Below are 20,485 nucleotides of genomic sequence, written 5' to 3'. Positions count from 1 at the left end.
ATACCCGACGGCAACCGCGCGGCCGGGCGCGGCGGCGGAAATCTGGCGCTCAGGCGCGCGTCACGTCCTTGCGGGTGCGCCACAGCGACCAGCCGACGCCGGCGCCGAGGATGGCGAAGGTGATGCCCAGTGACACGGCGGGCGGGAATTTCGCCAGCCCCATCAGGTCGGCGATGAACACCTTGGAGCCGATGAAGATCAGCAGCACCGCCAGCGCCTGCTTGAGGTATTCGAAGCGGTGGATGATCGCCGCCAGCGCGAAAAACAGCGCGCGCAGGCCCAGGATGGCGAAGATGTTCGAGGTATAGACGATATAGGGATCGGTGGTGATGGCAAAGACCGCCGGCACCGAATCGACGGCGAAGATCACGTCGGCGATCTCGATCATCACCAGCGCCAGCAGCAGCGGCGTGGCAAAGCGGCGGATGCGGCCGGTCTTGGGGTCGGACTGGCGCACCACGAAGGCATGGCCGTGCAGCTCCTGCGTCAGCGGCATGCGGCGGCGCAGGAACCTCAGGACCGGGTTCGCGCCCATGTCATGCTCCTTGTCGCCGATGAACAGCATCTTGATGCCGGTCAGGATCAGGAAGCCGGCGAAGACATAGAGGATCCAGCCGTATTGCGCGACCAGCGTGGCGCCGACGCCGATCATGATGCCGCGCAGCACGATCACCCCCAGGATGCCCCAGAACAGCACGCGATGCTGGTAGCGGCGGGGGATCGACAGCGTGGCGAAGATCAGCGCGATGACGAAGACGTTGTCCATCGCCAGCGTCTTTTCGACCACGAAGGCGGTCATGTATTCCGCGGCGGCATTGCTGCCCAGCTGATACCAGACGAAGCCGCCGAACAGCACGCCCAGCGTGATGTAGAAGGACGATAGCTTCAGGCTCTCGGCGACGCCGATCTCCTTGTCGCCGCGATTGAGTACACCGAGATCGAAGGCCAAGAGCAGGCCGACCAGGCCGACGAAGACCAGCCACAGCCAGATCGGCGTGCCGAGAAACAGGGTCAGGTAGAAAGGTTCCATGTCAGGCTCCACGTTGAACGAAAGCCGGTGCGAAGCCTTGGGCGGGAATGGTTCCGGGCTGGCACCGAGCAGGGCTCGATGCGGTCCGACATCACGACATGCGTCGTCAGAGGGGCCCGGTCCGCCCGTCCCAGATAGGGGCTCGATGGCGCGATGCAAGGCCGTCCCGCCGGCTTTTCGACAGGCAGTCCCACCGGCGGCCCGCGTCCCCCTTCCCCTCGGCCCTGCGCGGGACTAACTATCGCCAAGCCCCGCAAAAGGATCGCCCATGCTTTACCAGACCAAGGCCGAATGGCTGGCCGCCCCGAAAAAGCGCGTGCTGTTCTTTGGCATGTCGGGCCTGGGCAAGACCTTCCTGGCCTCGATGCTGCGCGGCTCGGGCGAATGGTTCCACTATTCCGTCGATTACCGCATCGGCACCCGCTACATGGGCGAGCTGATCGCCGACAACTTCAAGCGCGAGGCGATGAAGGTGCCCTTCCTGCGCGAGCTCTTGCTGTCGGATTCGGTCTATATCGCCAGCAACATCACCTTCGAGAACCTGGCGCCGCTGTCCACCTATCTGGGCAAGCCCGGCAGCGTCACCCGCGGCGGGCTGGAATTCGACGAATACATGCGCCGCCAGGACCAGCACCGCATGGCCGAGATCGCGGCGCTGCTGGATACCGGCCATTTCATCCGCCGCGCGCAGGAGATCTATAACCTGGGCAATTTCGTCTGCGATTCCGGCGGCTCGGTCTGCGAGGTGGTGGACCCCTTTGCCGAAAGCGACCCGGTGCTGGACGCGCTGGGGCGCGAGCTGCTGCTGGTCTGGATCAAGGGCTCGGACGCGCATACCGAGGAACTGGTGCGCCGCTTCGACCGCGCGCCGAAGCCGATGTATTACCAGCCGGATTTCCTGGACCGGGCCTGGACCGACTATCGCGTCGAAAAGGGCCTGCGCGAGGACCAGGTGAACCCCGACGACTTCATCCGCTGGACCTATGCCCGCGCCCTGGCCCACCGCCAGCCCCGCTACGAGGCGATGGCCCGGCGCGGCGTGACGCTTTTGGCCGAGGAGGTGGCGCAGGTGACGACCCCGCAAGACCTGATCGCGCTGATCGGCCATGCCATAGACCGACGGCCCGCCGGCGCCGCCATTGCCGGAAAGTTCGACAGAAAGGACGCATGATGCCCATCACCCTGCCCAATGACCTGCCCGCCTATGACATCCTGTCGAACGAAGGCGTCATGGTCATGTCGCCGGGCCGGGCGGCGACGCAGGACATCCGGCCCTTGCGCATCGGCCTGCTGAACCTGATGCCCAAGAAGATCCAGACCGAGAACCAGTTCGCCCGGCTGATCGGCGCGACCCCCTTGCAGATCGAGTTCCAGCTGATCCGCATGTCGGACCACGAAAGCCGCAACACGGCCGCCGACCACCTGCAATCCTTCTATCGCCGCTTCTGCGAGGTCGAGGAGACGGGCGAGAAGTTCGACGGGCTCATCATCACCGGCGCGCCCATCGAACACCTGCCCTTCGAGGCCGTGACCTATTGGGACGAGTTGACCCGCGTCTTCGACTGGACGCAAAGCCACGTGCATTCGACCTTCGGCGTCTGCTGGGGCGGCATGGCGATGGCCTGGTATTTCCACCGCCTGGAAAAGCACATGCTGGACCGCAAGGCCTTCGGCTGCTTCCGCCACCGCAACCTGGCGCCCTCCAGCCCCTATCTGCGCGGCTTTTCCGACGACGTGCTGGTCCCGGTCAGCCGCTGGACCGAGGTGCGCCAGGACGAGGTGGACGCCATCCCGGCGCTGAAGACGCTGATCGCCTCGGACCAGGTCGGGCCCTGCCTGCTGCAAGACCCCGGCCATCGCGCGCTCTACGTCTTCAACCATTTCGAATATGACAGCACGACGCTGAAGGACGAATACGACCGCGACGCCGCCTCGGGCAAGCCGATCGACGTGCCGGTGAACTACTACCCGGACGACGACCCCTCGCGCACGCCCACGAACCGCTGGCGCAGCCATGCGCATCTGCTCTATGGTAACTGGATCAACGAGATCTACCAGACCACCCCCTTCGACCTGAACCGCATCGGCGAGGCGTGAGCATGGCCAGCAACGGCGACAAGGCCGGGTCCGGCAAGCAGGGATCGCTGCCCGACCTGCCCTTTGTCGGCGCGATCACCCGCTATCTGGAAAAGGACGCGCCCGATGGGCTGCGCAAGGCGGTGGCGGCGGCCGAGGGCAAGCGCATCCCCGATCCCACCTATCCCTATCCCGAGGAGATGAAGGGCAAGGATTACGACGACCGCATGGCCGGGCTGCAATTGCAGCTGGTGCGGCTGATGCGCGACGTGATCCACCAGCGCAAGCGCCTGGTGGTGCTGTTCGAGGGCCGCGACGCCGCCGGCAAGGGCGGCACCATCGAGCGGGTGCGCGAGAACCTGAACCCGCGCTCGGCCTATATCGCCGCCCTGCCCAAGCCCAGCGAACGCGAGGCCGAGGAATGGTATTTCCAGCGCTACGTGGACTGGCTGCCCGCCAGGGGCGAGATCGCGCTCTTCGACCGCAGCTGGTACAATCGCGGCGTGGTCGAAAAGGTTTTCGGCTTCTGCACGGATGCGCAGCGCGAGACCTTCTTTCGCCAATTGCCGCTGTTCGAGACCATGCTGGTCGATGACGGGGTGATCCTGGTCAAGCTGTGGCTGGAGGTGGGCCGGGCCGAGCAGCTCAAGCGGTTTCTCGACCGCGAGCGCGACCCGCTGAAGCAATGGAAGCTCAGCTCCATCGACGTCGAGGGGCTGGCGAAATGGGACGATTACAGCGCGGCGATCCGGGATACGCTGCTGCGCAGCCATTCCGGCATCGCGCCCTGGACGGTGATCCGCGCCGACGACAAGCGCCGCGCCCGGATCGCGGCGATCCAGGCGATCCTGCGCGCGGTGGATTTCGCCGGGCGCGACGACGCGGTGATCGGCCAGCCCGACCCGCGGATCACCGGCGGCCCCGAGATCCTGCCGGGGTGACGGGCAAGACGATGGACAAGGCGGCAGACAAAGCGGCGGGCGAGGCAAGGAGCGACGATGGATAGGCCGTCCGGGACCGCCCCGGCCAGCGCAATCGCCCGGATGGCGGCATGGCTGGTCGCGCTGCTCTGGCTGGCGGCCCTGGCCCCGGCCCATGCACAGGGCCTGCCCGACTGGCAGAGCCTGCATGTCAACGATTTCGCCGGGTTGCTCGCGCCCGAGGATGCCCAGGCCCTCGACAGGGCGCTGGCTGCGCTCAGGAAACAGACCGGCATCGAGGGCACGGTCGTCACCCTGCCCGACCGGACGCGCCATGGCGGGACCGACGGGCTGGAGCCCTTTGCCACCCGGCTTTTCAACCATTGGGGCGTGGGCGACGCCGCGCGCAACGACGGCTTCATGGTGCTGGTGCTGGCCCAGGACCGCGAGGCGCGCATTGAACTGGGCCGCGGCTACGAAAACGACGCCGACATCCTGGCCCAGGACATCATGCGCAACACCATGCTGCCCGCCTTCCGCGACGGCCGGATGTCGCAGGGCATCCGCGAGGGCACGCTGGCGGTGATCGACCTGATCGCCCGCCCCGTCGCGGCGGGCCAGCCGCTCGCCATGCCCCGGCGCAGCCTGATGGACCGCATCCTGCCCTTCCTGTTCGGCGCCGCCGGGCTGGCGATCCTGGGCGCCGCCGCGCGGCAGGCCTGGCGGCGCAACCGCTGCCCGCAATGCGGCCGTCGCGGCCTGGAAACGCAGGTGGCGCCGCTGGAAACCCCGCTGCCCGAGGGTGGCCATATGATCTCGCAGGACAGTGTCACGCGGCGCTGCCCGGCCTGCGGCTGGTCCGAAACCCGCCAGCGCCTGCGGCCGCAGACGGTGTGGTATGGACCGACCGGCACGGTGCTGCGCAGCGAGCCGACGCCGGGCTATCGCAGCGCCGCGCGCGGCTCCTCGGGCTTCGGCGGCGGCTCGTCGCGGGGCGGCGGCGCCTCGGGGCGCTGGTAGGGCACGGCCGCGCTTGCGAGGGCGCGGCGGGACCGCTAGCGTCGTGCCAGACTGCCTTCAAGGAAAGCTCCGACATGAAACCTCTCCGCTTCCCCGCCCTGGCGCTCGCGCTCGCCAGCACCAGCCTCACGGCCGCCTGGGCCGCCGACCCCGAACTGACGGTCTTCGACTGGGCCGGGTTCGAGGAGCCGGTGATCTTCCAGGGCTATATCGACCAGCATGGCGCCAGCCCCACCTTCGTCTTCTACGGCGACGACGACGAGGCCTATCAAAAGCTCGCCTCGGGCTTCAAGGCGGATGTCGCGCATCCCTGCTCGCAGATGGTGTCCAAATACCGCGACGCCGGGCTGATCGAGCCCTGGGACGTGTCGAAGATCCCGGCCTTCGAAAGCCTCGATGCGAAATTCCTCGATTCGGAAATCTTCAAGGACGACGAGGGCGTCTGGTATATCCCGACCGATTGGGGCGCGACCGCGGTGGCCTACAATACCGAGACCGTGCCGGCCGAGGACGTGGCCAGCCTGAACATCTTCATCGACCCGAAATACCAGGGCCGCACCTCGCTGCCCGATTCGGCCGACGACGTCTGGGCGCTGGCCTACCTGGCCACCGGCACCACCGACTGGACCGAAGTCACCGACGAGCAGTTCGCGGCCGCCGCGGACTGGTTGCGCCAGGCGCACCAGAACGTCGCCGCCTATTGGGCCGACCCGGCCGAACAGGCGCAGCTGATGGCCTCGGGCGCGGTGGACGTGGCCTGGTCCTGGAACGACGGCGTGGTGTTGCTGGAAAACGACGGCTTCCCGGTCGGCTTCCAGCGCGCGGCCAAGGAGGGCAGCTCGACCTTCTTCTGCGGCTTCATCAATCTCAAGAACGGACCGGGCAAGGAAGACAAGGCCTACGATTTCATCAACGCCTGGCTCGCGCCGGAAGCGGCCAAGGGCCTGCTGGACACGATCGGCTACGGCCATACCTCGACCGTCGCCATGGAGACGATCAAGGACGAGCCCGCGGTGCAGGAGGGTCTCTCGCCCGTGGACGCCCCGATCCTGGCCCAGACCCCGAACGACCCGCAGCAGCGCGAAAAGCAGTTGCAGGAGTTCGAAAAGATCAAGGCGGGCTTCTGATCGGCCCTTGCAGCGCCCCGCCCGAAGGCGGGGCGGTCCGCCGGCGGCACGGCCGCATGAGTATTTTGGGAACGAAGAAGGCGGGACGCCGCGCCCGCTTCTTCTCCGTTTTCCAAATACCCCAAGGGGTGAATTGGCCCGCGCAGCGGGACAAGAGGGGAACAGCGTTCCCCTCTCTTGCGCGACGGGATGGTGGCGCCTATATTCCGCTTGTCCGGGCTCGCCCGGACTATGGACATAAACGCGCAGGTAATAAGCGGATCGGACCCGGGGGCGGTACCCGGCGGCTCCACCAAGATCCCTCGTTGGGGGCACAGGGGGCCGAAACAGGATCGACGAACGTCTAAAGCTGTTTGCTTTGTCTCGGTGAGCTACCACCGTTATCGGTGCAAAATGTACAGTTGCCAACGACAACCGTGCTCCGGTGGCCCTGGCTGCGTAAGCAGCTCGGGTAACCGAAACTTAAGCCCTTCCGCCTAGCAGCGTAAGGCGGGGCCCGCAGGAGCCTGGCAACAGAATCCTGCACCTTCCCCTTTCCATCTGGCCCCTTTCCATCTGCCCGCTTTGCATCTGGCTTTTCAGCGCGCCGGCCCCTATTTCAGGCGTCATGCAAGGGAATGCCGCCATGAAAGACCTGACCTCTTCCGATGCCGATGCGCTGATCGCGGATCTGGGCGCAAAGGCGCGCGCCGCCGCCGCCGTCCTGGCCGAGGCCAGCGCCGAGCGCAAGCACGCCGCCCTGGTCGGCGCCGCCGATGCGATCCTGAAGGCCGAGGACGCCATCCTCGACGCCAATGCCGAGGACATGCATTACGCCGAGGCAAAGGGCCTCTCCCCCGCCATGCTCGACCGGCTGAAGCTCGATCCCGCGCGCATCCGCGCCATGGCCGAGGGCCTGCGCTCGGTCGCGGCGCAGGCGGACCCGGTCGGCAAGGTGCTGGCCGAATGGGACCGGCCGAACGGGCTGCATATCCAGCGCGTCGCCACCCCCCTGGGCGTCATCGGCGTGATCTATGAAAGCCGCCCCAATGTCACCGCCGATGCCGCGGCGCTGGCGCTGAAGGCCGGCAATGCGGTGATCCTGCGCGGCGGCTCGGAAAGCCTGAACAGCTCGGCCGCGATCCACCGGGCGCTGGTGACGGGCCTGGGGCAGGCCGGGCTGCCCGAGGCATCGGTGCAGATGGTGCCGACCCGCGACCGCGAGGCCGTCGCCGCCATGCTGCGCGCGCAGGAATTCATCGACGTGATCGTGCCCCGCGGCGGCAAGGGGCTGGTCGGGCTGGTGCAGAAGGAAGCCCGCGTGCCGGTCTTTGCCCATCTGGAGGGCATCTGCCACGTCTATGCCGACCGCGACGCCGACCTGGACAAGGCGCGGCGCGTGGTGCTGAACGCCAAGACCCGGCGCACCGGCATCTGCGGCGCCGCCGAATGCCTGCTGATCGACTGGCAGTTCTATACGAAACACGGCGCCGTGCTGGTGCAGGATCTGCTGGACGCGGGCGTCGAGGTGCGCGCCGAGAGCGAGCTTGCCAAGGTGCCGGGCACCACCCGCGCCGAGCCCTCGGATTTCGGGCAGGAGTTCCTGGACAGGATCATCGCGGTGAAACTGGTCGATGGCGTCGAGGAGGCGATCGCCCATATCCGCCGCTATGGCTCGGGCCATACCGAATCGATCCTGACCGAGAATGACGCCACCGCCGAGCGCTTCTTCAAGGGGCTCGACAGCGCGATCCTGATGCGCAACGCCTCGACGCAATTCGCCGATGGCGGCGAGTTCGGCATGGGCGCCGAGATCGGCATCGCCACCGGCAAGATGCATGCGCGCGGCCCGGTCGGCGCCGAGCAGCTGACCAGCTTCAAGTATCTGGTCACCGGCGACGGCACCATCCGCCCCTGATCCTCGCCCGAAAAGCTGCGCCGGGGCCGCCGCATCGCCCCGTTTGACGGCAGCGACCACGGATGCGCCGTGGTCGGTGTCGCGCAAGGCCCCGTGCCTTGCCGAAAGGCTTGGATTGGCGCGCAGATGATGCAGGCCGCACGGCGCGACCGTTCGTCCAGGGCCGCAGCATGACGCCGGCCGAAGCGCCGCTGCCGCCGCCGATCCAGATCGCGGCGACCGGCTCTCGGCGAAGGCCGGTTTGCCGCGCCGGGCGGGGTAGCGACGGCAGCGCGCCCCTTGCATGAATTGCGGGCGGCCGATCTCGGCGCGAGGAGGCTTTCCAAGGACAGGCCGCATCCATGGTCGGCAGAGCCCCACCCAAACCACGGCGGGTCCGGCCCCAAAAGCCCGGCAGAGAGCCTCAGAACGAGATCTCGCCGCCGGTCTCGTCCAGTTCCCAGGCCAGCGGCCGGTTGGCGGCGCAGGCAAAACCGGCCAGCAGCGGGAAATGCACCTCGGAGGCGCCCGGTTCTGGCCGCGCCCGGTCCCTGTCGAGGCCGAGCCAGGACCACAGCGCCGGATCGGACCGGATGCGGCTGCATTCGGCGACCAGCCGCCAGCCCTGGGCGCCGCGGCAGACCAGCACGCTGCCGCCCCAGGGCATCGCCGTCTCAAGGCACATCAGCGCCAGCAGGATCAGGCGGGCCTCGACGCGCGGCAGGTCGCCCTCGGCCTCCAGCCGCAGGCGGATGCGGCCGCCCTTCTCGACTTCGGCCAGCAGCGCGGCCAGTTCGGCCAGGCCAAGGCGCTGGTCCGGCACGGCATGGCCGAAGGCCACGCGAAACCAGCGTATCCGCGCCCGCGCCGCCTCGACGCTTTCGGCGATCAGCTGCATCTCGGGGCTGTCGTCGATGCCCGGCCAGTCACCCGAAAGCTGCAGCAGCTCCAGCCCGTTGCCGATGGCGCCCAAAGGCGAGACGATGTCGTGGCACAGCCGCGAGCCGACCAGCGCGGCCAGCCGCTCGGGCGACACCGCGCCGGGGGTGTCGGGCGGGCAATGGATTGTCAGATCGTCCATGGAAGGCTAGCCTGCATGCTGTCTCGGGAAAGGGCGTGAGATGAATGAAATCCTGGAACCCGGCATGATCGTGCGCCATCCCGGCGCGCCGGAATGGGGCACCGGGCAGGTCCAGTCGCGCATCGGTGACCGCATCACCATCAATTTCACCAATGCCGGCAAGCAGGTGGTGAACGGCAGACATATCAATCTTGAACTGGTCACAACCGACCCTTTTTAGGCGACCATTGCAGAGTAATTCAACTTTTGCGCGAGTCAACCGCTGTTGAAACGCCGGGCCTGCTGGCGGTTGCAATGTCGCGTTCCCCCGCCTAGACACGGGCGCAAGATGCCATAAGCCGGGGATAGCAGGCCGTAAGATGACGCCGGAAACCTCCTATTTCGCGACCCGTCTCGCCACCGAGGAAGCCGATCTTCTGGCCGCGCAGCGCCTGCGCTATCGCGTCTTCGTCGAGGAACTGGGCGGCGACGGCCCTCTGGTCGACCACGTGAACCGGTTCGAGCGCGACGAGTTCGACCCGGTGGTGGATCATCTGGTGCTGGTGGACGACCGCCGCTCGCGCGAGGCGCTGGACCATGTGGTCGGCGTCTATCGCCTGTTGCCGGGCGACCGGGCCGAGGCCTTTGGCCGCTTCTATTGCGACAGCGAATACGACCTCGCGCCGCTGCGCGCCTCGGGGCGGTCGCTGCTGGAGCTGGGCCGGTCCTGCGTCGATCCGGCTTATCGCGGCGGCTCGGGCATGTTCCTGATGTGGAATGCGCTGGCCGATTACGTGCTGGCGCGCGGGATCGAGATCCTGTTCGGCGTCGCCTCGTTCCATGGCACGGACGTGCAGGCGCTGGCCCAGCCGCTGTCCTGGCTTTACCACCACCACCTGGCGCCCGAGGCGATCCGGCCCCGCGCCCGGCCCGACGGCTATCGCCGCATGGACCTGGTTGCGCCCGAACAGCTGGATCGCCGCGCCGCCATGACCGGGATGCCGGCACTGATCAAGGCCTATCTGCGGCTGGGCGGCATGGTCGGCGAAGGCGCCTGGCTCGACCGCGCCTTCAACACCACCGATGTGTTCCTGATGGTCGATACCCAGGCGATGTCGGCCAAGCACCGCAGGTTCTACGAAGCCCGGCAGGGACAATGAGCGAGGGCAACCGCGCCACCTGGCGGGACGCGGTCGCGCCGCCGGCCATTCCACGGCCCGGCGCGCTCGGCTGGCTGCTGGTGCTGCTGCGCGGCAGCGGCATCGTCCTGGTGCTGGCGCTCGGCGTGCTGCTGATCCTGCCGCTGCGCCTGGCCGAGCGGCTGTTCACCGGCCCGCGCCGCCCGCTGACCGGCCCCTGGGTGCAGGGCGTCTGCCGCATCTGCCTGGGGATCATGGGCCTGCGCTGGCGCTGCATCGGCCGGCCGATGCGCGGCCCCGGCGCGGTGGTGGCAAACCATTCCAGCTGGCTCGACATCTTCGTGCTGAACGCAGCGATGCCGGTGTTCTTCGTCTCGAAATCCGAGGTGGCGGGCTGGCCAGGGATCAATATCCTGACCCGCGTCACCGACACGCATTTCGTCGCCCGCGACCCCAGGCTCGCCCGCGCCCAGGCCGAGGAATTTGCCGCCCGCACCCGCGCCGGCCACCGGCTGCTGTTCTTCCCCGAAGGGACCAGCAGCGACGGGCGCCGCGTGCTGCCCTTCAAGCCGACGCTGTTCCAGGGCTTCCTGGATCCCGCCCTGCCCGAGGGGCTGGCGATCCAGCCGATGAGCGCGACCTATCATGCGCCCGAGGGCCGCGATCCCCGCTTCTACGGCTGGTGGGGCGACATGGACCTGGGGCCGCATCTGCTCGCGGTGCTGGCAGAGCCGCGCCAGGGCTCGGTCGCGGTGCGGCTGCTGTCGCCGATCCCGGTCGCGGCAGAGACCCGCAAGACGCTTTCCGCCAAGGCGGAAACGGCGGTGCGTCAGGGCTTCGACCAGGGCTGACGCGCCGCGCCGACGGCGCTGTCGCATGGGTATTTGTGCAACAGAGAAAGCCGCAAGGCACGCCCAAGCAGGCCGGGGAGCTCCAGAGGTTCGCCTTCTCTGTTGTTAAAATACCCCGGCAGCCGTGACGCCGAGACCGCGCCGCCGCCTAGAGCGGCCAGAACAGCGGGATGGTCAGGCAGGCGACGATGCCGCAGATGATGTCCAGCGGCACGCCGACCTTGACGAAATCGCTGAATCTGTAGCCGCCGGGGCCATAGACCATCAGATGGGTCTGGTAGCCGATGGGCGTGGCGAAGGCGACCGTGGCCGAGAACATCACCGCCACCACATAGGCGCGCGGGTCATGGCCCAGCGATTTCGCCAGCGCGATGGCGACCGGCGTCAGCAGCACCGCGACGGCATTGTTCGACAGCACCTCGGTCATCACCAGGCCCAGGAAATAGACCGCGATCAGCGTGGCAAAGGGCGGCAGGCCGGAAAGATAGGGCGCGACCACATCCACCACCAGGTTGACAGTGCCGGTATGTTCCAGCGCCTCGCCCACCGCCAGCATGGCAAAGATCATCGCCAGCAGCCGGGCATCGACAAAGGAGAACGCCTCTTCGGCATCGACGCAGCGGGTGATCAGGATGATCGCCGAGGCCATGAAGGCCAGCGCCATGATCGGCGCCACGTCCAGCGCCGCCAGCGTGACCACCGACAGCAGGCATACGATAGCGATCGGCGCCTTGGCGCGGCGATAGGGCCGGGCCGAGGGGCGCGAGACATCGACCAGTTCCATGTCCGCGGCCAGCCGGGCGATGTCCTCGGGCGCGCCTTCCAGCAGCAGCGTGTCGCCGACCTGCACCACCAGGTCGTCGAGCTGGCGGCCGATGTTCTGGCTGCGGCGATGCGCGGCCAGAACATAGACGCCATAGCGCCGCCGCAGGCGCATGTCGCCCAGCCGCCGCCCGACCAGCCGCGCGCCGGGCGAGATCAGCACCTCGACCGTGTTGGTCGCGACCGAGCTGAGCTTGTCCACCATCTGGAAATTCTTGTTGGCCTGCATCTCCAGCAGGTCGGCCATTTCCGAGCGCAGCACCACGCGGTCGCCCGGTTCCAGCACCACCTCGGCCAGGTTGCGGCGCAGCGAGGCGTCGCCGCGCAGCACGTCGATCACCCGCACCGCCTCGCGCTTGAAGATCGGCGCGGCCAGCACCGGCTGGCCGACCAGGCTGGAATCCTCGGGGATGGCGACCTCGGTGAAATATTTCATCTCGCGTCGGGTGCCGAGGAAGCCGGCCAGCGAGGTGCGGTCGGGCAGAAGCCGCCAGCCGATGGCGGCGAAATAGGCGATGCCCGCAAGCGTGATGGCGATGCCGACCGGGGCGATCTCGAAGATGGTGAAGGGCACCATGCCCTGTTCGCGGGCCACGCCGTCGACCAGCAGGTTGGTCGAGGTGCCGATCAGCGTCATCATCCCGCCCAGGATGGTGAAATAGCTCAGCGGCATCAGCAGCTTCGAGGGCGAGAAACCCAGTCGCAGCGCCAGCTGGATGAAGATCGGGATCATGACCGCCACCACTGGCGTGTTGTTCATGATCGCCGAGGCCAGGATCACGAACAGGAACAGCGCGCCGATGGTGAAGCGCGGATGGCTGGTCGCCCGTGCGGTCACGAGGCGGGACATGATTTCCAAAGCTCCGGTTCGCAGAAGTCCGCCCATGATCAGGAACATGAAGGCGATGGTCCAGGGCGCCGAGTTCGACAGCACCCCGGCCGCGTCCTTGATCGGCAGAAGGCCCAGCAGCAGCATCACCGCGGCAGTGCCGATGGCCACGACTTCGGGCGGGTGCTTTTCGCGAATGAACTCGATGAACATGATGGTCACGACGATCAGCATCGCCACCGCCGCATTGGTTCCGGTCAGTTCAAAGCCCAGCATGCAATCCTGTCCCGTGCGCCGTTAAATCACGGCCCTTTCGATGGGTAATAGAATTATTTTCTCCGCCGCCGCAAGCAAAAGCACGAGGCACCGTCGCCTTCAGGCAGGAAGCTGCGTGGCATCCAGCCTGCCGCCCTGGCGCACCGCCTGGACCGCGACCGCCTTGCCGGTGCGGTCATCGGTTGTGACCAGCACGCCCGAAAGCGTCGCCTCGCCCTCGGCCGGGGTGAAGCGTTCCGAGGCCATGCCGGTCAGGAAGCGGCGCAGCGGCTCGGCCTTTTCCATGCCGATCACGCTGTCGTAGTCGCCGCACATGCCGGCGTCGGTCTGGTATGCGGTGCCGCGGTTCAGGATCATCGTATCGGCGGTCGGCACATGGGTATGGGTGCCGACGACCAGGCTGGCGCGGCCGTCGCACCAATGGCCCATGGCCATCTTTTCGCTGGTGGCCTCGGCATGGATGTCCACGACCGATGCCTGCACCAGCCCGCCCAGCGGATGCGTGCGCAGGACCGCGTCGATAGCCGAGAAGGGATCGTCGAAGGGCCGCTTCATGAAGACCTGGCCCAGCACCTGCGCCACCAGCACCTTGCGGCCGCGCGTCGCCTCGAAGACCCGCGCGCCATGGCCGGGCGCCACCTTGGAATAGTTCAGCGGCCGGATGACGCGCGGCTCGGTCTCGATATAGGACAGCATCTCCTTCTGGTCGAAGGCATGGTCGCCCAGGGTGATGCAATCGGCGCCGGCCTCGAGGATCAGCTTGGAATGGCCGCCGGTCAGCCCCATGCCGCCCGAGGCGTTTTCGCCGTTCACCACGGTGAAATCGACGCCCAGCCGTTCCTTGAGCGGGCCGAGCCCTTCCGCAATCGCGCGCCGGCCGGCGCGGCCCATCACATCGCCAAGATAGAGAATCCGCATGCGACAGCGTTAGGCGAAAGCCGGGGCACGCTCAAGCCCCGGCGGAGGCCGGGCGGCATCTTACCCCAGCCATGCGCCGAAGGCCGCGCCCGCCAGGGCAACGACGGCGCCCAGCGCCATGCCGGCGACAAGGCCCGGACGCCGGCGCGGCTCGGGCGGGGGCGGCGGTTCGCGCAGCAACTCGGGCATGCGGCGCTCCAGGTATTCCGGCAGAAGCGGCGCGAAGCGCCCCAGAACCTGCGCCGCCCGCGTCAAGTCGCGCACTGCCGCATGGGGGCCCAGGTTGTCGCGGATGTAGCTTTCCACCACCGGCTTGGCGACTTCCCACATGTTGATCTGCGGATCGAGCGAGCGCGCCACACCCTCGACCACGACCATGGTGCGTTGCAGCAGGATCAGTTCGGTCCGCGTGGCCATGCCGAAGCGCTCGGTCACTTCGAACAGATAGGCCAGCAGGTTGGCCATCGAGATGCGGCTGGCATCGGCGCCGAAGATCGGCTCGCCCACGGCGCGCAGGGCACGGGCGAATTCCTTGATGTCGCGGTCGCGCGGCACGTAGCCCGCCTCGAAATGCACCCGCGCGACGCGTTCGTAGTCGCGGCGGATGAAGCCCATCAGGATCTCGGCATAGACGCGGCGGGTGTATTCGTCGATCTCGCCCATGATGCCGAAGTCATAGATGACGATGTCGCCGTTCCTGGCCACCTTCAGGTTGCCCTGGTGCATGTCGGCGTGGAAATAGCCGTCGCGCAGCGCGTGGCGCAGGAAAAGCTGCAGCACCCGCGCGCCGATCGTCGGCAGGTCGTGCCCGGCCGCCCGCAGCGCCGCGACATCGCCCATCGGCACGCCCTCGGCCCAGTCGGTGGTCAGCACGCGCCGCGCGCTGAGGTGCCAATAGGGGGCGGGCACCGCCATCCCCTCGTCCCCCGACGTGTTCTCGGCAAATTCCGAGGCCGAGGCAGCCTCGAGCCGCAGGTCCAGCTCTCCGGTCACCACCGATTCGAAATGGGCGACCACGTCGCGCGGCCGCAGCCGGCGGGTCGAGGGCGACAGCCGCTCCATCATGCCGGCGGCGAAATGGAAGGCGTCGATGTCGCGGCGAAAGGCCGATTCGATGCCGGGCCGCAGCACCTTGACCGCCACCTCGCGGCCATTGTCCAGCCGCCGCGCGCGATGGACCTGCGCGATCGAGGCGGCGGCCACCGGCTCGGAGAACTCGCTGAACAGCGCCTCGACCGGGCGGCCCAGCTCGGCGGCGACGGTGCGGCGCGCCTGTTCCTGCGCAAAGGGCGCCAGCCGGTCCTGGAGCATGGAAAGCTGGTTGGCCAGCTCCACGCCCACCACGTCCGGCCGGGTCGACAGGATCTGGCCGAATTTCACATAGGCCGGCCCCAGCGCGGTGATGGCGCGGGTGACGGGCGGCAGCGCCGGGTCGCCCTTGTAGCCGAGCCAGGCGAAGGGCCAGCCCAGGATGCGGGCGGCGAAGCGGATGCCGGCGGGCGCGTTCGCCGCGTCCAGCGCGACCTTCATCGCGCCCGTGCGCTCGAAGGTGGCGCCGGTGCGGATCAGGCGCCAGATGTTGTGCGGGCCGCGCATCGTTACAGCTTCCAGCCCGAATGCAGCGCGGCGATGCCCATGGACAGGTTGCGCCATTGCACGCGGCCGAAGCCCGCCTCGCGGATCATCGCGGCAAAGGTTTCCTGGTCGGGGAAGTTGCGGATGGATTCGACCAGATACTGGTAGCTGTCGCGGTCGTTGGCGACGATCTGGCCCATGACCGGGATCACGTTGAAGCTGTAGCGGTCATAGAGCCATTGCAGCATCGGCACCGGCATCTGGCTGAACTCCAGCACCATCAGCCGCCCGCCGGGGCGCAGCACGCGGCGCGCCTCGGCCAGGGCGTCGGGGATGCGGGTGACGTTGCGGATGCCGAAGCTGATCGTGTAGCGGTCGAAGCTGTCGTCGGCGAAGGGCAGCTGCATCGCGTCGCCCGTCACCCAGGCGAGGCGCGAGGCGAGCTGGCCGGCCTCGGCACGCTTGCGGCCCTCGACCAGCATCGACTCGGTCATGTCGCAGACGGTGACGCGGGCGCCCGGCGCGCGCTCCAGGAAGCGGAAGGCGATGTCGCCGGTGCCGCCGGCCACGTCCAGGAGGTGCTGGCCGTCGCGCGGCGCCAGCCAGTCCATCATCGCGGTCTTCCAGATGCGATGGATGCCCCCGCTCATCAGGTCGTTCATCACGTCATAGCGCGAGGCCACGCGCGAGAAGACGCCATGGACCAGCCCGGCCTTGTCCGTCTCGGCCACGGTGCGGAAGCCGAAATGGGTCTGCTTTGGCTCGTCAGGGGTCATGTCGCTTGTCCATCCGTCGTTTCGCGCCCAGATAGTCCGAAAGCGCGCCGCGCGCCATAGCAAGGCCGCGGCCGCACCATGCGACGAACGGGAAGAAAATGCCAGAACTGCCAGAGGTCGAAACCGTCCGGCGCGGCCTTGAGCCGCATCTTGAAGGCCGCGTGATCGCCCGCGCCGAGGCCCGCCGCCCCGACCTGCGCTGGCCGCTGCCGCCGGACCTGGTGCAGGTGCTGACCGGGGCGCGGGTGACGCGGCTGCGGCGGCGCTCGAAATACATCCTGGCCGAGCTGGAGGATCGCGGCAGCCTGCTTTTGCACCTGGGCATGTCGGGGCGGATGCTGATCGAGGGGGAAAGCCAGGGCGAGTTCCACCGCGACCCGGCGATCCTGCCGCGCCACGACCATGTGGTGATCTGGACCGACCAGGGCACGCGCATCACCTTCAACGACGCGCGGCGATTCGGCATGGTGGACCTGGTGGCGCCGGGCGCGACCCATCCGCTGCTGGCGCATCTGGGGCCCGAGCCCCTGTCCGACGCCTTCACCCCCGAGGCACTGGGGCGGGCCCTGGCCGGGCGGCGCACGCCGGTCAAGGCGGCGCTGCTCGACCAGCGAATCGTGGCGGGGCTGGGCAATATCTATGTCTCGGAGGCGCTGCATCGCGCCGGCATCGACCCGCGCCGGCTGGCCGGAGCGGTCGCCGCCCCCGAACTGGCGGCGCTGGTCGGCCATGTCCGCGCCGTGCTGGAAGAGGCGATCGCCGCCGGGGGATCGTCCCTGCGCGACCACCGGCAGGCCACGGGCGAGCTGGGCTATTTCCAGCACTCCTTCCGCGTCTATGGCCGCGAGGGCGCGCCCTGCCCGACGCCGGGCTGCGCGGGCGCGGTGCAGCGCATCGTCCAATCCGGCCGGTCCAGCTTTTTCTGCCCGCTCTGCCAGAGGTGAAGCGGCCGCCGGCCGCTGCCTCCGGCGGGGGTATTTGGACAACAGAGAAGCGCGCTGGCCTTGGCCTCGCGCATTTGTTACGAGTCGCGGTCAACTTGCTTGCGAAAGGCGAAGAGTCGATGGCTTACCAGACCCTCACCGTCGAGATCGACGATTATGTGGCGCTGATCCGGCTGAACCGGCCCGAGGCGCTGAATGCACTGAACGCGCAGCTTCTGGGCGAGTTGGGCGATGCGCTGGCCGAGGCCGACCGGAACGAGAAGGTGCGCTGCGTCGTCCTGACCGGCAGCGAAAAGGCCTTTGCCGCCGGCGCCGACATCAAGGAAATGTCCAGCAAGAGCTTTGTCGACGTCTATGCCGAAGAGCTGTTCGGCCCCGAGATCGACCGCATCACCGCGACGCGCAAGCCGATCATCGCCGCGGTCTCGGGCTATGCGCTGGGGGGCGGGTGCGAGCTGGCCATGGCCTGCGACTTCATCATCTGCGCCGACAACGCCAAGTTCGGCCAGCCCGAGATCAACCTGGGCGTGATCGCCGGCATCGGCGGCACCCAGCGGCTGACCCGTTTCGTCGGCAAGTCGAAATCGATGGAGATGCACCTGACCGGCCGCTTCATGGATGCGGCCGAGGCCGAGCGCTCGGGGCTGGTGAGCCGCGTCGTGCCGGCCGCGAAGCTGATCCCCGAGGCGCTGGCCGCGGCCCGCAAGATCGCCGAGAAGGGCCAGATCGCCGTCATGGCCGCCAAGGAGGCGGTGAACCGCGCCTATGAGACCACCCTGCGCGAGGGCATCCTGTTCGAGCGCCGCAGCTTCCAGGCGCTGTTTGCCACCGAGGACCAGAAGGAGGGCATGGCCGCCTTTCTGGAAAAGCGCGAGCCGCAGTTCCGCGACCGTTGATTTGGCGCTTGGCATCGGGGCCGGTCCACTGTATAGGGCCGGGCTACATGCGCGTGGGCCCGCTTAAGGCAAGAATCATGACCGTCCGTTTCTGCGGACGGCGCCATGGGCTTTGCGCAACCGAGACATGAAGAACAGATAGGACCGCACCCATGGCCAATACGCCCCAGTCGAAAAAGCGCGCCCGCCAGATCGAGCGCCGCACCGCCGTCAACAAGGCCCGCCGCTCGCGCATCCGCACCTTCCTGCGCAAGGTCGAGGAAGCCATCGCCGGCGGCAATGCCGAAATCGCCCGCGAAGCGCTGAAGAATGCCCAGCCCGAACTGATGCGCGGCGTGACCAAGGGCGTCATCCACAAGAACACCGCCTCGCGCAAGATGTCGCGCCTCGCGGCCCGCGTTAAGGCCCTGGGCACCGCCTGAGCCGCTGCGGCATTTTCGCAACTATCGGTGGAATCCACCAGGGGCGCGCTCTATCCAGGCGCGCCCTTTCGCATAAGGAAGCCATGGTTTTTCCTTGGCTTTTCAGCATTTTCGTCCCTGCCCCCCCCTTACGGCCGGGCCGCGAGATTCGATCAGGCAAAGTGACTGTCAAGCGCGAAGATCGGTTGCTGGCCGGGCGCGGTTCTTGCTAGCTTGTTCCCTGCGATTCACCGTCGCGCCTGGGGGACATGCCCTGAACCGTCGGCCGTGCCGCCGACAGGCAGGGTGGCAGCAGGATCGGACAAGATCCGCTACCGATGAAGCGTAAGCCGGCTGCCACCGGACTGCGCTGCGTGTCTGCAAGTTTCGGCCGCAAGATGGCCCATGCGTCGCCTTGGCGGCGGGGTCTTCTTGTTGCCGAAACGTATTGCGTTCAGGCCGCGGCACCGAATCGCCTCACGCCGGAAAATGCCGGCGGCATGTGGGGACAAGAGACGGAACTGGGCGAGATGGACAGACTTTGGGGGCAGGCGCGTGAAGAACTTCAGAAGATCGTCGGAGCCGACAGTTTCTCGACCTGGATCGAGCCCCTGCGCCTGACCGGCGTCGAGGACGGCACCGCCACCATCGCCTGCCCGACCCGTTTCCTGTCCGACTGGGTCTCGCGCCATTACAGCGACGACATCCTGAAGGTGCTGGACCGCATGGGCGGCCCCGTGCAACGCCTGAGCTTCCAGACCCGCAGCCAGACCGCGCGCCAGGCCGCGGCGCCCGCCGTCAAGCGCCCCGCCCCGCGCCCCGCGGGCGAGGAGGAGCTGGCCGCGCCGCTGGACAGTCGCTTCACCTTCGAGAATTTCGTGGTCGGCAAGCCCAACGAGCTGGCCCATGCCGCCGCCCGCCGGGTGGCCGAGGGCGGCCCCGTCACCTTCAACCCGCTGTTCCTTTACGGCGGCGTCGGCCTGGGCAAGACCCACCTGATGCATGCCATCGCCCGCGAGATCCAGATCCGCCAGCCCGAGGCGCGGGTGCTTTACCTGTCGGCCGAGCAGTTCATGTATCGCTTTGTCCAGGCGCTGCGCGACCGCACGGTGATGGATTTCAAGGAACTGTTCCGCACCGTTTCCGTGCTGATGGTCGATGACGTGCAATTCATCGCCGGCAAGGATTCCACGCAGGAGGAATTCTTCCACACCTTCAACACCCTGGTCGACCAGGGCAAGCAGATCGTCATCTCGGCCGACCGCGCGCCGGGCGAGATCAAGGACATGGAAGAGCGCATCAAGTCGCGCCTGCAATGCGGCCTGGTCGTGGACCTGCACCCGACCGATTACGAGCTGCGCCTGGGCATCCTGCAAAGCAAGACCGACAGTTTCCGCGCGCAATATCCCGGCTTGCAGATCGCGCCGGGGGTGCTGGAGTTCCTGGCCCATCGCATCACCTCGAATGTCCGGGTGCTGGAGGGCGCGCTGCAACGGCTGTTCGCCTTTGCCAGCCTGATGGGACGCGAGATCACGCTGGACATGACCCAGGAATGCCTGGCCGACATCCTGCGCGCCAACGACCGCAAGGTTTCCATCGAGGAGATCCAGCGCAAGGTAGCCGAGCATTACAACATCCGCCTGGCCGACATGATCGGCCCCAAGCGGGTGCGCACCGTCGCCCGGCCGCGGCAGATCGCCATGTATCTGTCCAAGCAGATGACCTCGCGCAGCCTGCCCGAGATCGGGCGCCGCTTCGGCGGGCGCGACCACACCACCATCATGCATGGCGTGAGGAAGATCGAGGAGCTGCGCGGCTCGGACCGCAGCCTGGCCGAGGACATCGACCTGCTGCGTCGCCTGCTGGAGGCGTGAACGCATCTGCTTGACCTTGCGCGGGATTGTGCCACATTGGCGCCCCGCGTCGCCGGGTGCGGGACGAGGCCAGAA

19 protein-coding genes and 1 other RNA gene are annotated in these 20,485 nt (G+C 67.7%); 14 read left to right on the top strand and 6 right to left on the bottom strand.

Translation table 11 applies throughout. From position 1 onward, the window contains the following. Positions 1–49: 49 nt before the first annotated feature. Positions 50–1,030, bottom strand: a complete 981-nt coding sequence (locus FE811_RS00540) for a TerC family protein (RefSeq protein WP_116220560.1) — start codon at positions 1,028–1,030, stop codon at positions 50–52. A 268-nt stretch (positions 1,031–1,298) separates the two neighbouring features. On the opposite strand from FE811_RS00540, the gene FE811_RS00535 reads away from it, so the two are divergent. From FE811_RS00535 to FE811_RS00505, 7 genes are all read left to right on the top strand, one after another. Then, positions 1,299–2,201: a hypothetical protein gene (locus FE811_RS00535; RefSeq protein ID WP_036754947.1), complete on the top strand. Its 903-nt coding sequence runs from the start codon at positions 1,299–1,301 to the stop codon at positions 2,199–2,201. Next, complete coding sequence (metA, locus tag FE811_RS00530) at positions 2,201–3,127, top strand: homoserine O-succinyltransferase (protein ID WP_036755021.1); 927 nt, start codon at positions 2,201–2,203, stop codon at positions 3,125–3,127. Before FE811_RS00535 ends, metA begins: the two co-directional genes overlap by 1 nt. 2 nt (positions 3,128–3,129) lie before the next feature. Then, positions 3,130–4,047: a polyphosphate kinase 2 gene (gene ppk2 / locus FE811_RS00525; RefSeq protein ID WP_114537560.1), complete on the top strand. Its 918-nt coding sequence runs from the start codon at positions 3,130–3,132 to the stop codon at positions 4,045–4,047. Positions 4,048–4,104: 57 nt separating this feature from the next. Then, positions 4,105–5,046 (top strand): YgcG family protein, encoded by a 942-nt coding sequence (locus FE811_RS00520; RefSeq protein WP_116220559.1) that lies wholly within the window; start codon positions 4,105–4,107, stop codon positions 5,044–5,046. Positions 5,047–5,120: 74 nt separating this feature from the next. Beyond that, positions 5,121–6,173: a PotD/PotF family extracellular solute-binding protein gene (locus FE811_RS00515; RefSeq protein ID WP_036754941.1), complete on the top strand. Its 1,053-nt coding sequence runs from the start codon at positions 5,121–5,123 to the stop codon at positions 6,171–6,173. A 173-nt stretch (positions 6,174–6,346) separates the two neighbouring features. Next, positions 6,347–6,700, top strand: a transfer-messenger RNA (tmRNA) gene (gene ssrA, locus FE811_RS00510). A gap of 98 nt (positions 6,701–6,798) precedes the next feature. Further along, entirely contained in the window at positions 6,799–8,070 is a 1,272-nt protein-coding gene (locus tag FE811_RS00505) for a glutamate-5-semialdehyde dehydrogenase (protein ID WP_116221650.1), read from the top strand. Positions 8,071–8,473: 403 nt separating this feature from the next. On the opposite strand, the gene FE811_RS00500 is transcribed toward FE811_RS00505, so the two are convergent. Further along, on the bottom strand, positions 8,474–9,130 hold the full coding sequence (locus tag FE811_RS00500) for a histidine phosphotransferase family protein (RefSeq protein WP_116220558.1): 657 nt from the start codon (positions 9,128–9,130) through the stop codon (positions 8,474–8,476). Between the two features lie 40 nt (positions 9,131–9,170). Here FE811_RS00500 and FE811_RS00495 point away from each other — a divergent pair, with 40 nt between their 5' ends. The 3 genes from FE811_RS00495 (at position 9,171) to FE811_RS00485 (ending at position 11,099) form a co-directional block, all read left to right on the top strand. Then, positions 9,171–9,350, top strand: a complete 180-nt coding sequence (locus FE811_RS00495; RefSeq protein WP_036754938.1) for a DUF3553 domain-containing protein — start codon at positions 9,171–9,173, stop codon at positions 9,348–9,350. A gap of 139 nt (positions 9,351–9,489) precedes the next feature. Continuing rightward, positions 9,490–10,269: a GNAT family N-acetyltransferase gene (locus FE811_RS00490; protein ID WP_072463499.1), complete on the top strand. Its 780-nt coding sequence runs from the start codon at positions 9,490–9,492 to the stop codon at positions 10,267–10,269. After that, positions 10,266–11,099, top strand: coding sequence for a 1-acyl-sn-glycerol-3-phosphate acyltransferase (locus FE811_RS00485; protein ID WP_116220557.1), 834 nt, complete (start codon positions 10,266–10,268; stop codon positions 11,097–11,099). Before FE811_RS00490 ends, FE811_RS00485 begins: the two co-directional genes overlap by 4 nt. Positions 11,100–11,247: 148 nt before the next feature. Here the strand turns inward: FE811_RS00485 and FE811_RS00480 are convergent, their stop codons facing one another. The 4 genes from FE811_RS00480 to ubiE form a co-directional block, all read right to left on the bottom strand. Next, positions 11,248–13,026, bottom strand: coding sequence for an SLC13 family permease (locus tag FE811_RS00480; protein WP_116220556.1), 1,779 nt, complete (start codon positions 13,024–13,026; stop codon positions 11,248–11,250). Between the two features lie 99 nt (positions 13,027–13,125). Further along, positions 13,126–13,944 (bottom strand): TIGR00282 family metallophosphoesterase, encoded by an 819-nt coding sequence (locus FE811_RS00475; RefSeq protein WP_116220555.1) that lies wholly within the window; start codon positions 13,942–13,944, stop codon positions 13,126–13,128. A 60-nt stretch (positions 13,945–14,004) separates the two neighbouring features. Next, positions 14,005–15,540 carry a 2-polyprenylphenol 6-hydroxylase gene (ubiB, locus tag FE811_RS00470; RefSeq protein ID WP_116220554.1) on the bottom strand — a complete coding sequence of 512 codons (1,536 nt, stop codon included), beginning with the start codon at positions 15,538–15,540 and terminating at the stop codon, positions 14,005–14,007. A gap of 2 nt (positions 15,541–15,542) precedes the next feature. Continuing rightward, positions 15,543–16,295, bottom strand: a complete 753-nt coding sequence (gene ubiE, locus FE811_RS00465; RefSeq protein ID WP_116220553.1) for a bifunctional demethylmenaquinone methyltransferase/2-methoxy-6-polyprenyl-1,4-benzoquinol methylase UbiE — start codon at positions 16,293–16,295, stop codon at positions 15,543–15,545. Between the two features lie 98 nt (positions 16,296–16,393). On the opposite strand from ubiE, the gene mutM reads away from it, so the two are divergent. From mutM to dnaA, 4 genes are all read left to right on the top strand, one after another. After that, positions 16,394–17,239, top strand: coding sequence for a bifunctional DNA-formamidopyrimidine glycosylase/DNA-(apurinic or apyrimidinic site) lyase (gene mutM, locus FE811_RS00460; protein ID WP_072463504.1), 846 nt, complete (start codon positions 16,394–16,396; stop codon positions 17,237–17,239). Between the two features lie 119 nt (positions 17,240–17,358). Continuing rightward, positions 17,359–18,135, top strand: a complete 777-nt coding sequence (locus FE811_RS00455) for an enoyl-CoA hydratase (protein ID WP_072463505.1) — start codon at positions 17,359–17,361, stop codon at positions 18,133–18,135. Positions 18,136–18,287: 152 nt separating this feature from the next. After that, positions 18,288–18,557 (top strand): 30S ribosomal protein S20, encoded by a 270-nt coding sequence (gene rpsT / locus FE811_RS00450; protein WP_036754914.1) that lies wholly within the window; start codon positions 18,288–18,290, stop codon positions 18,555–18,557. 509 nt (positions 18,558–19,066) lie between these two features. Continuing rightward, positions 19,067–20,410, top strand: a complete 1,344-nt coding sequence (dnaA, locus tag FE811_RS00445; RefSeq protein ID WP_114537622.1) for a chromosomal replication initiator protein DnaA — start codon at positions 19,067–19,069, stop codon at positions 20,408–20,410. The last annotated feature ends 75 nt before the right edge of the window (positions 20,411–20,485 follow it).

It is taken from the genome of Paracoccus sp. FO-3 (assembly GCF_006386455.1).
Lineage (GTDB): Bacteria > Pseudomonadota > Alphaproteobacteria > Rhodobacterales > Rhodobacteraceae > Paracoccus > Paracoccus versutus.
The sequence above is the reverse complement of the archived record's forward strand: the minus strand, read 5'-3'. Positions and strand labels throughout refer to the sequence as shown.

What these genes read in the sequence shown, in the direction of transcription:
- FE811_RS00540 (WP_116220560.1), bottom strand. Translation starts at nt 1,030, where the DNA reads ATGGAACCTTTCTACCTGACCCTGTTTCTCGGCACGCCGATCTGGCTG.
- FE811_RS00535 (WP_036754947.1), top strand. Translation starts at nt 1,299, where the DNA reads ATGCTTTACCAGACCAAGGCCGAATGGCTGGCCGCCCCGAAAAAGCGC.
- metA (WP_036755021.1), top strand. Translation starts at nt 2,201, where the DNA reads ATGCCCATCACCCTGCCCAATGACCTGCCCGCCTATGACATCCTGTCG.
- ppk2 (WP_114537560.1), top strand. Translation starts at nt 3,130, where the DNA reads ATGGCCAGCAACGGCGACAAGGCCGGGTCCGGCAAGCAGGGATCGCTG.
- FE811_RS00520 (WP_116220559.1), top strand. Translation starts at nt 4,105, where the DNA reads ATGGATAGGCCGTCCGGGACCGCCCCGGCCAGCGCAATCGCCCGGATG.
- FE811_RS00515 (WP_036754941.1), top strand. Translation starts at nt 5,121, where the DNA reads ATGAAACCTCTCCGCTTCCCCGCCCTGGCGCTCGCGCTCGCCAGCACC.
- FE811_RS00505 (WP_116221650.1), top strand. Translation starts at nt 6,799, where the DNA reads ATGAAAGACCTGACCTCTTCCGATGCCGATGCGCTGATCGCGGATCTG.
- FE811_RS00500 (WP_116220558.1), bottom strand. Translation starts at nt 9,130, where the DNA reads ATGGACGATCTGACAATCCATTGCCCGCCCGACACCCCCGGCGCGGTG.
- FE811_RS00495 (WP_036754938.1), top strand. Translation starts at nt 9,171, where the DNA reads ATGAATGAAATCCTGGAACCCGGCATGATCGTGCGCCATCCCGGCGCG.
- FE811_RS00490 (WP_072463499.1), top strand. Translation starts at nt 9,490, where the DNA reads ATGACGCCGGAAACCTCCTATTTCGCGACCCGTCTCGCCACCGAGGAA.
- FE811_RS00485 (WP_116220557.1), top strand. Translation starts at nt 10,266, where the DNA reads ATGAGCGAGGGCAACCGCGCCACCTGGCGGGACGCGGTCGCGCCGCCG.
- FE811_RS00480 (WP_116220556.1), bottom strand. Translation starts at nt 13,026, where the DNA reads ATGCTGGGCTTTGAACTGACCGGAACCAATGCGGCGGTGGCGATGCTG.
- FE811_RS00475 (WP_116220555.1), bottom strand. Translation starts at nt 13,944, where the DNA reads ATGCGGATTCTCTATCTTGGCGATGTGATGGGCCGCGCCGGCCGGCGC.
- ubiB (WP_116220554.1), bottom strand. Translation starts at nt 15,540, where the DNA reads ATGCGCGGCCCGCACAACATCTGGCGCCTGATCCGCACCGGCGCCACC.
- ubiE (WP_116220553.1), bottom strand. Translation starts at nt 16,295, where the DNA reads ATGACCCCTGACGAGCCAAAGCAGACCCATTTCGGCTTCCGCACCGTG.
- mutM (WP_072463504.1), top strand. Translation starts at nt 16,394, where the DNA reads ATGCCAGAACTGCCAGAGGTCGAAACCGTCCGGCGCGGCCTTGAGCCG.
- FE811_RS00455 (WP_072463505.1), top strand. Translation starts at nt 17,359, where the DNA reads ATGGCTTACCAGACCCTCACCGTCGAGATCGACGATTATGTGGCGCTG.
- rpsT (WP_036754914.1), top strand. Translation starts at nt 18,288, where the DNA reads ATGGCCAATACGCCCCAGTCGAAAAAGCGCGCCCGCCAGATCGAGCGC.
- dnaA (WP_114537622.1), top strand. Translation starts at nt 19,067, where the DNA reads ATGGACAGACTTTGGGGGCAGGCGCGTGAAGAACTTCAGAAGATCGTC.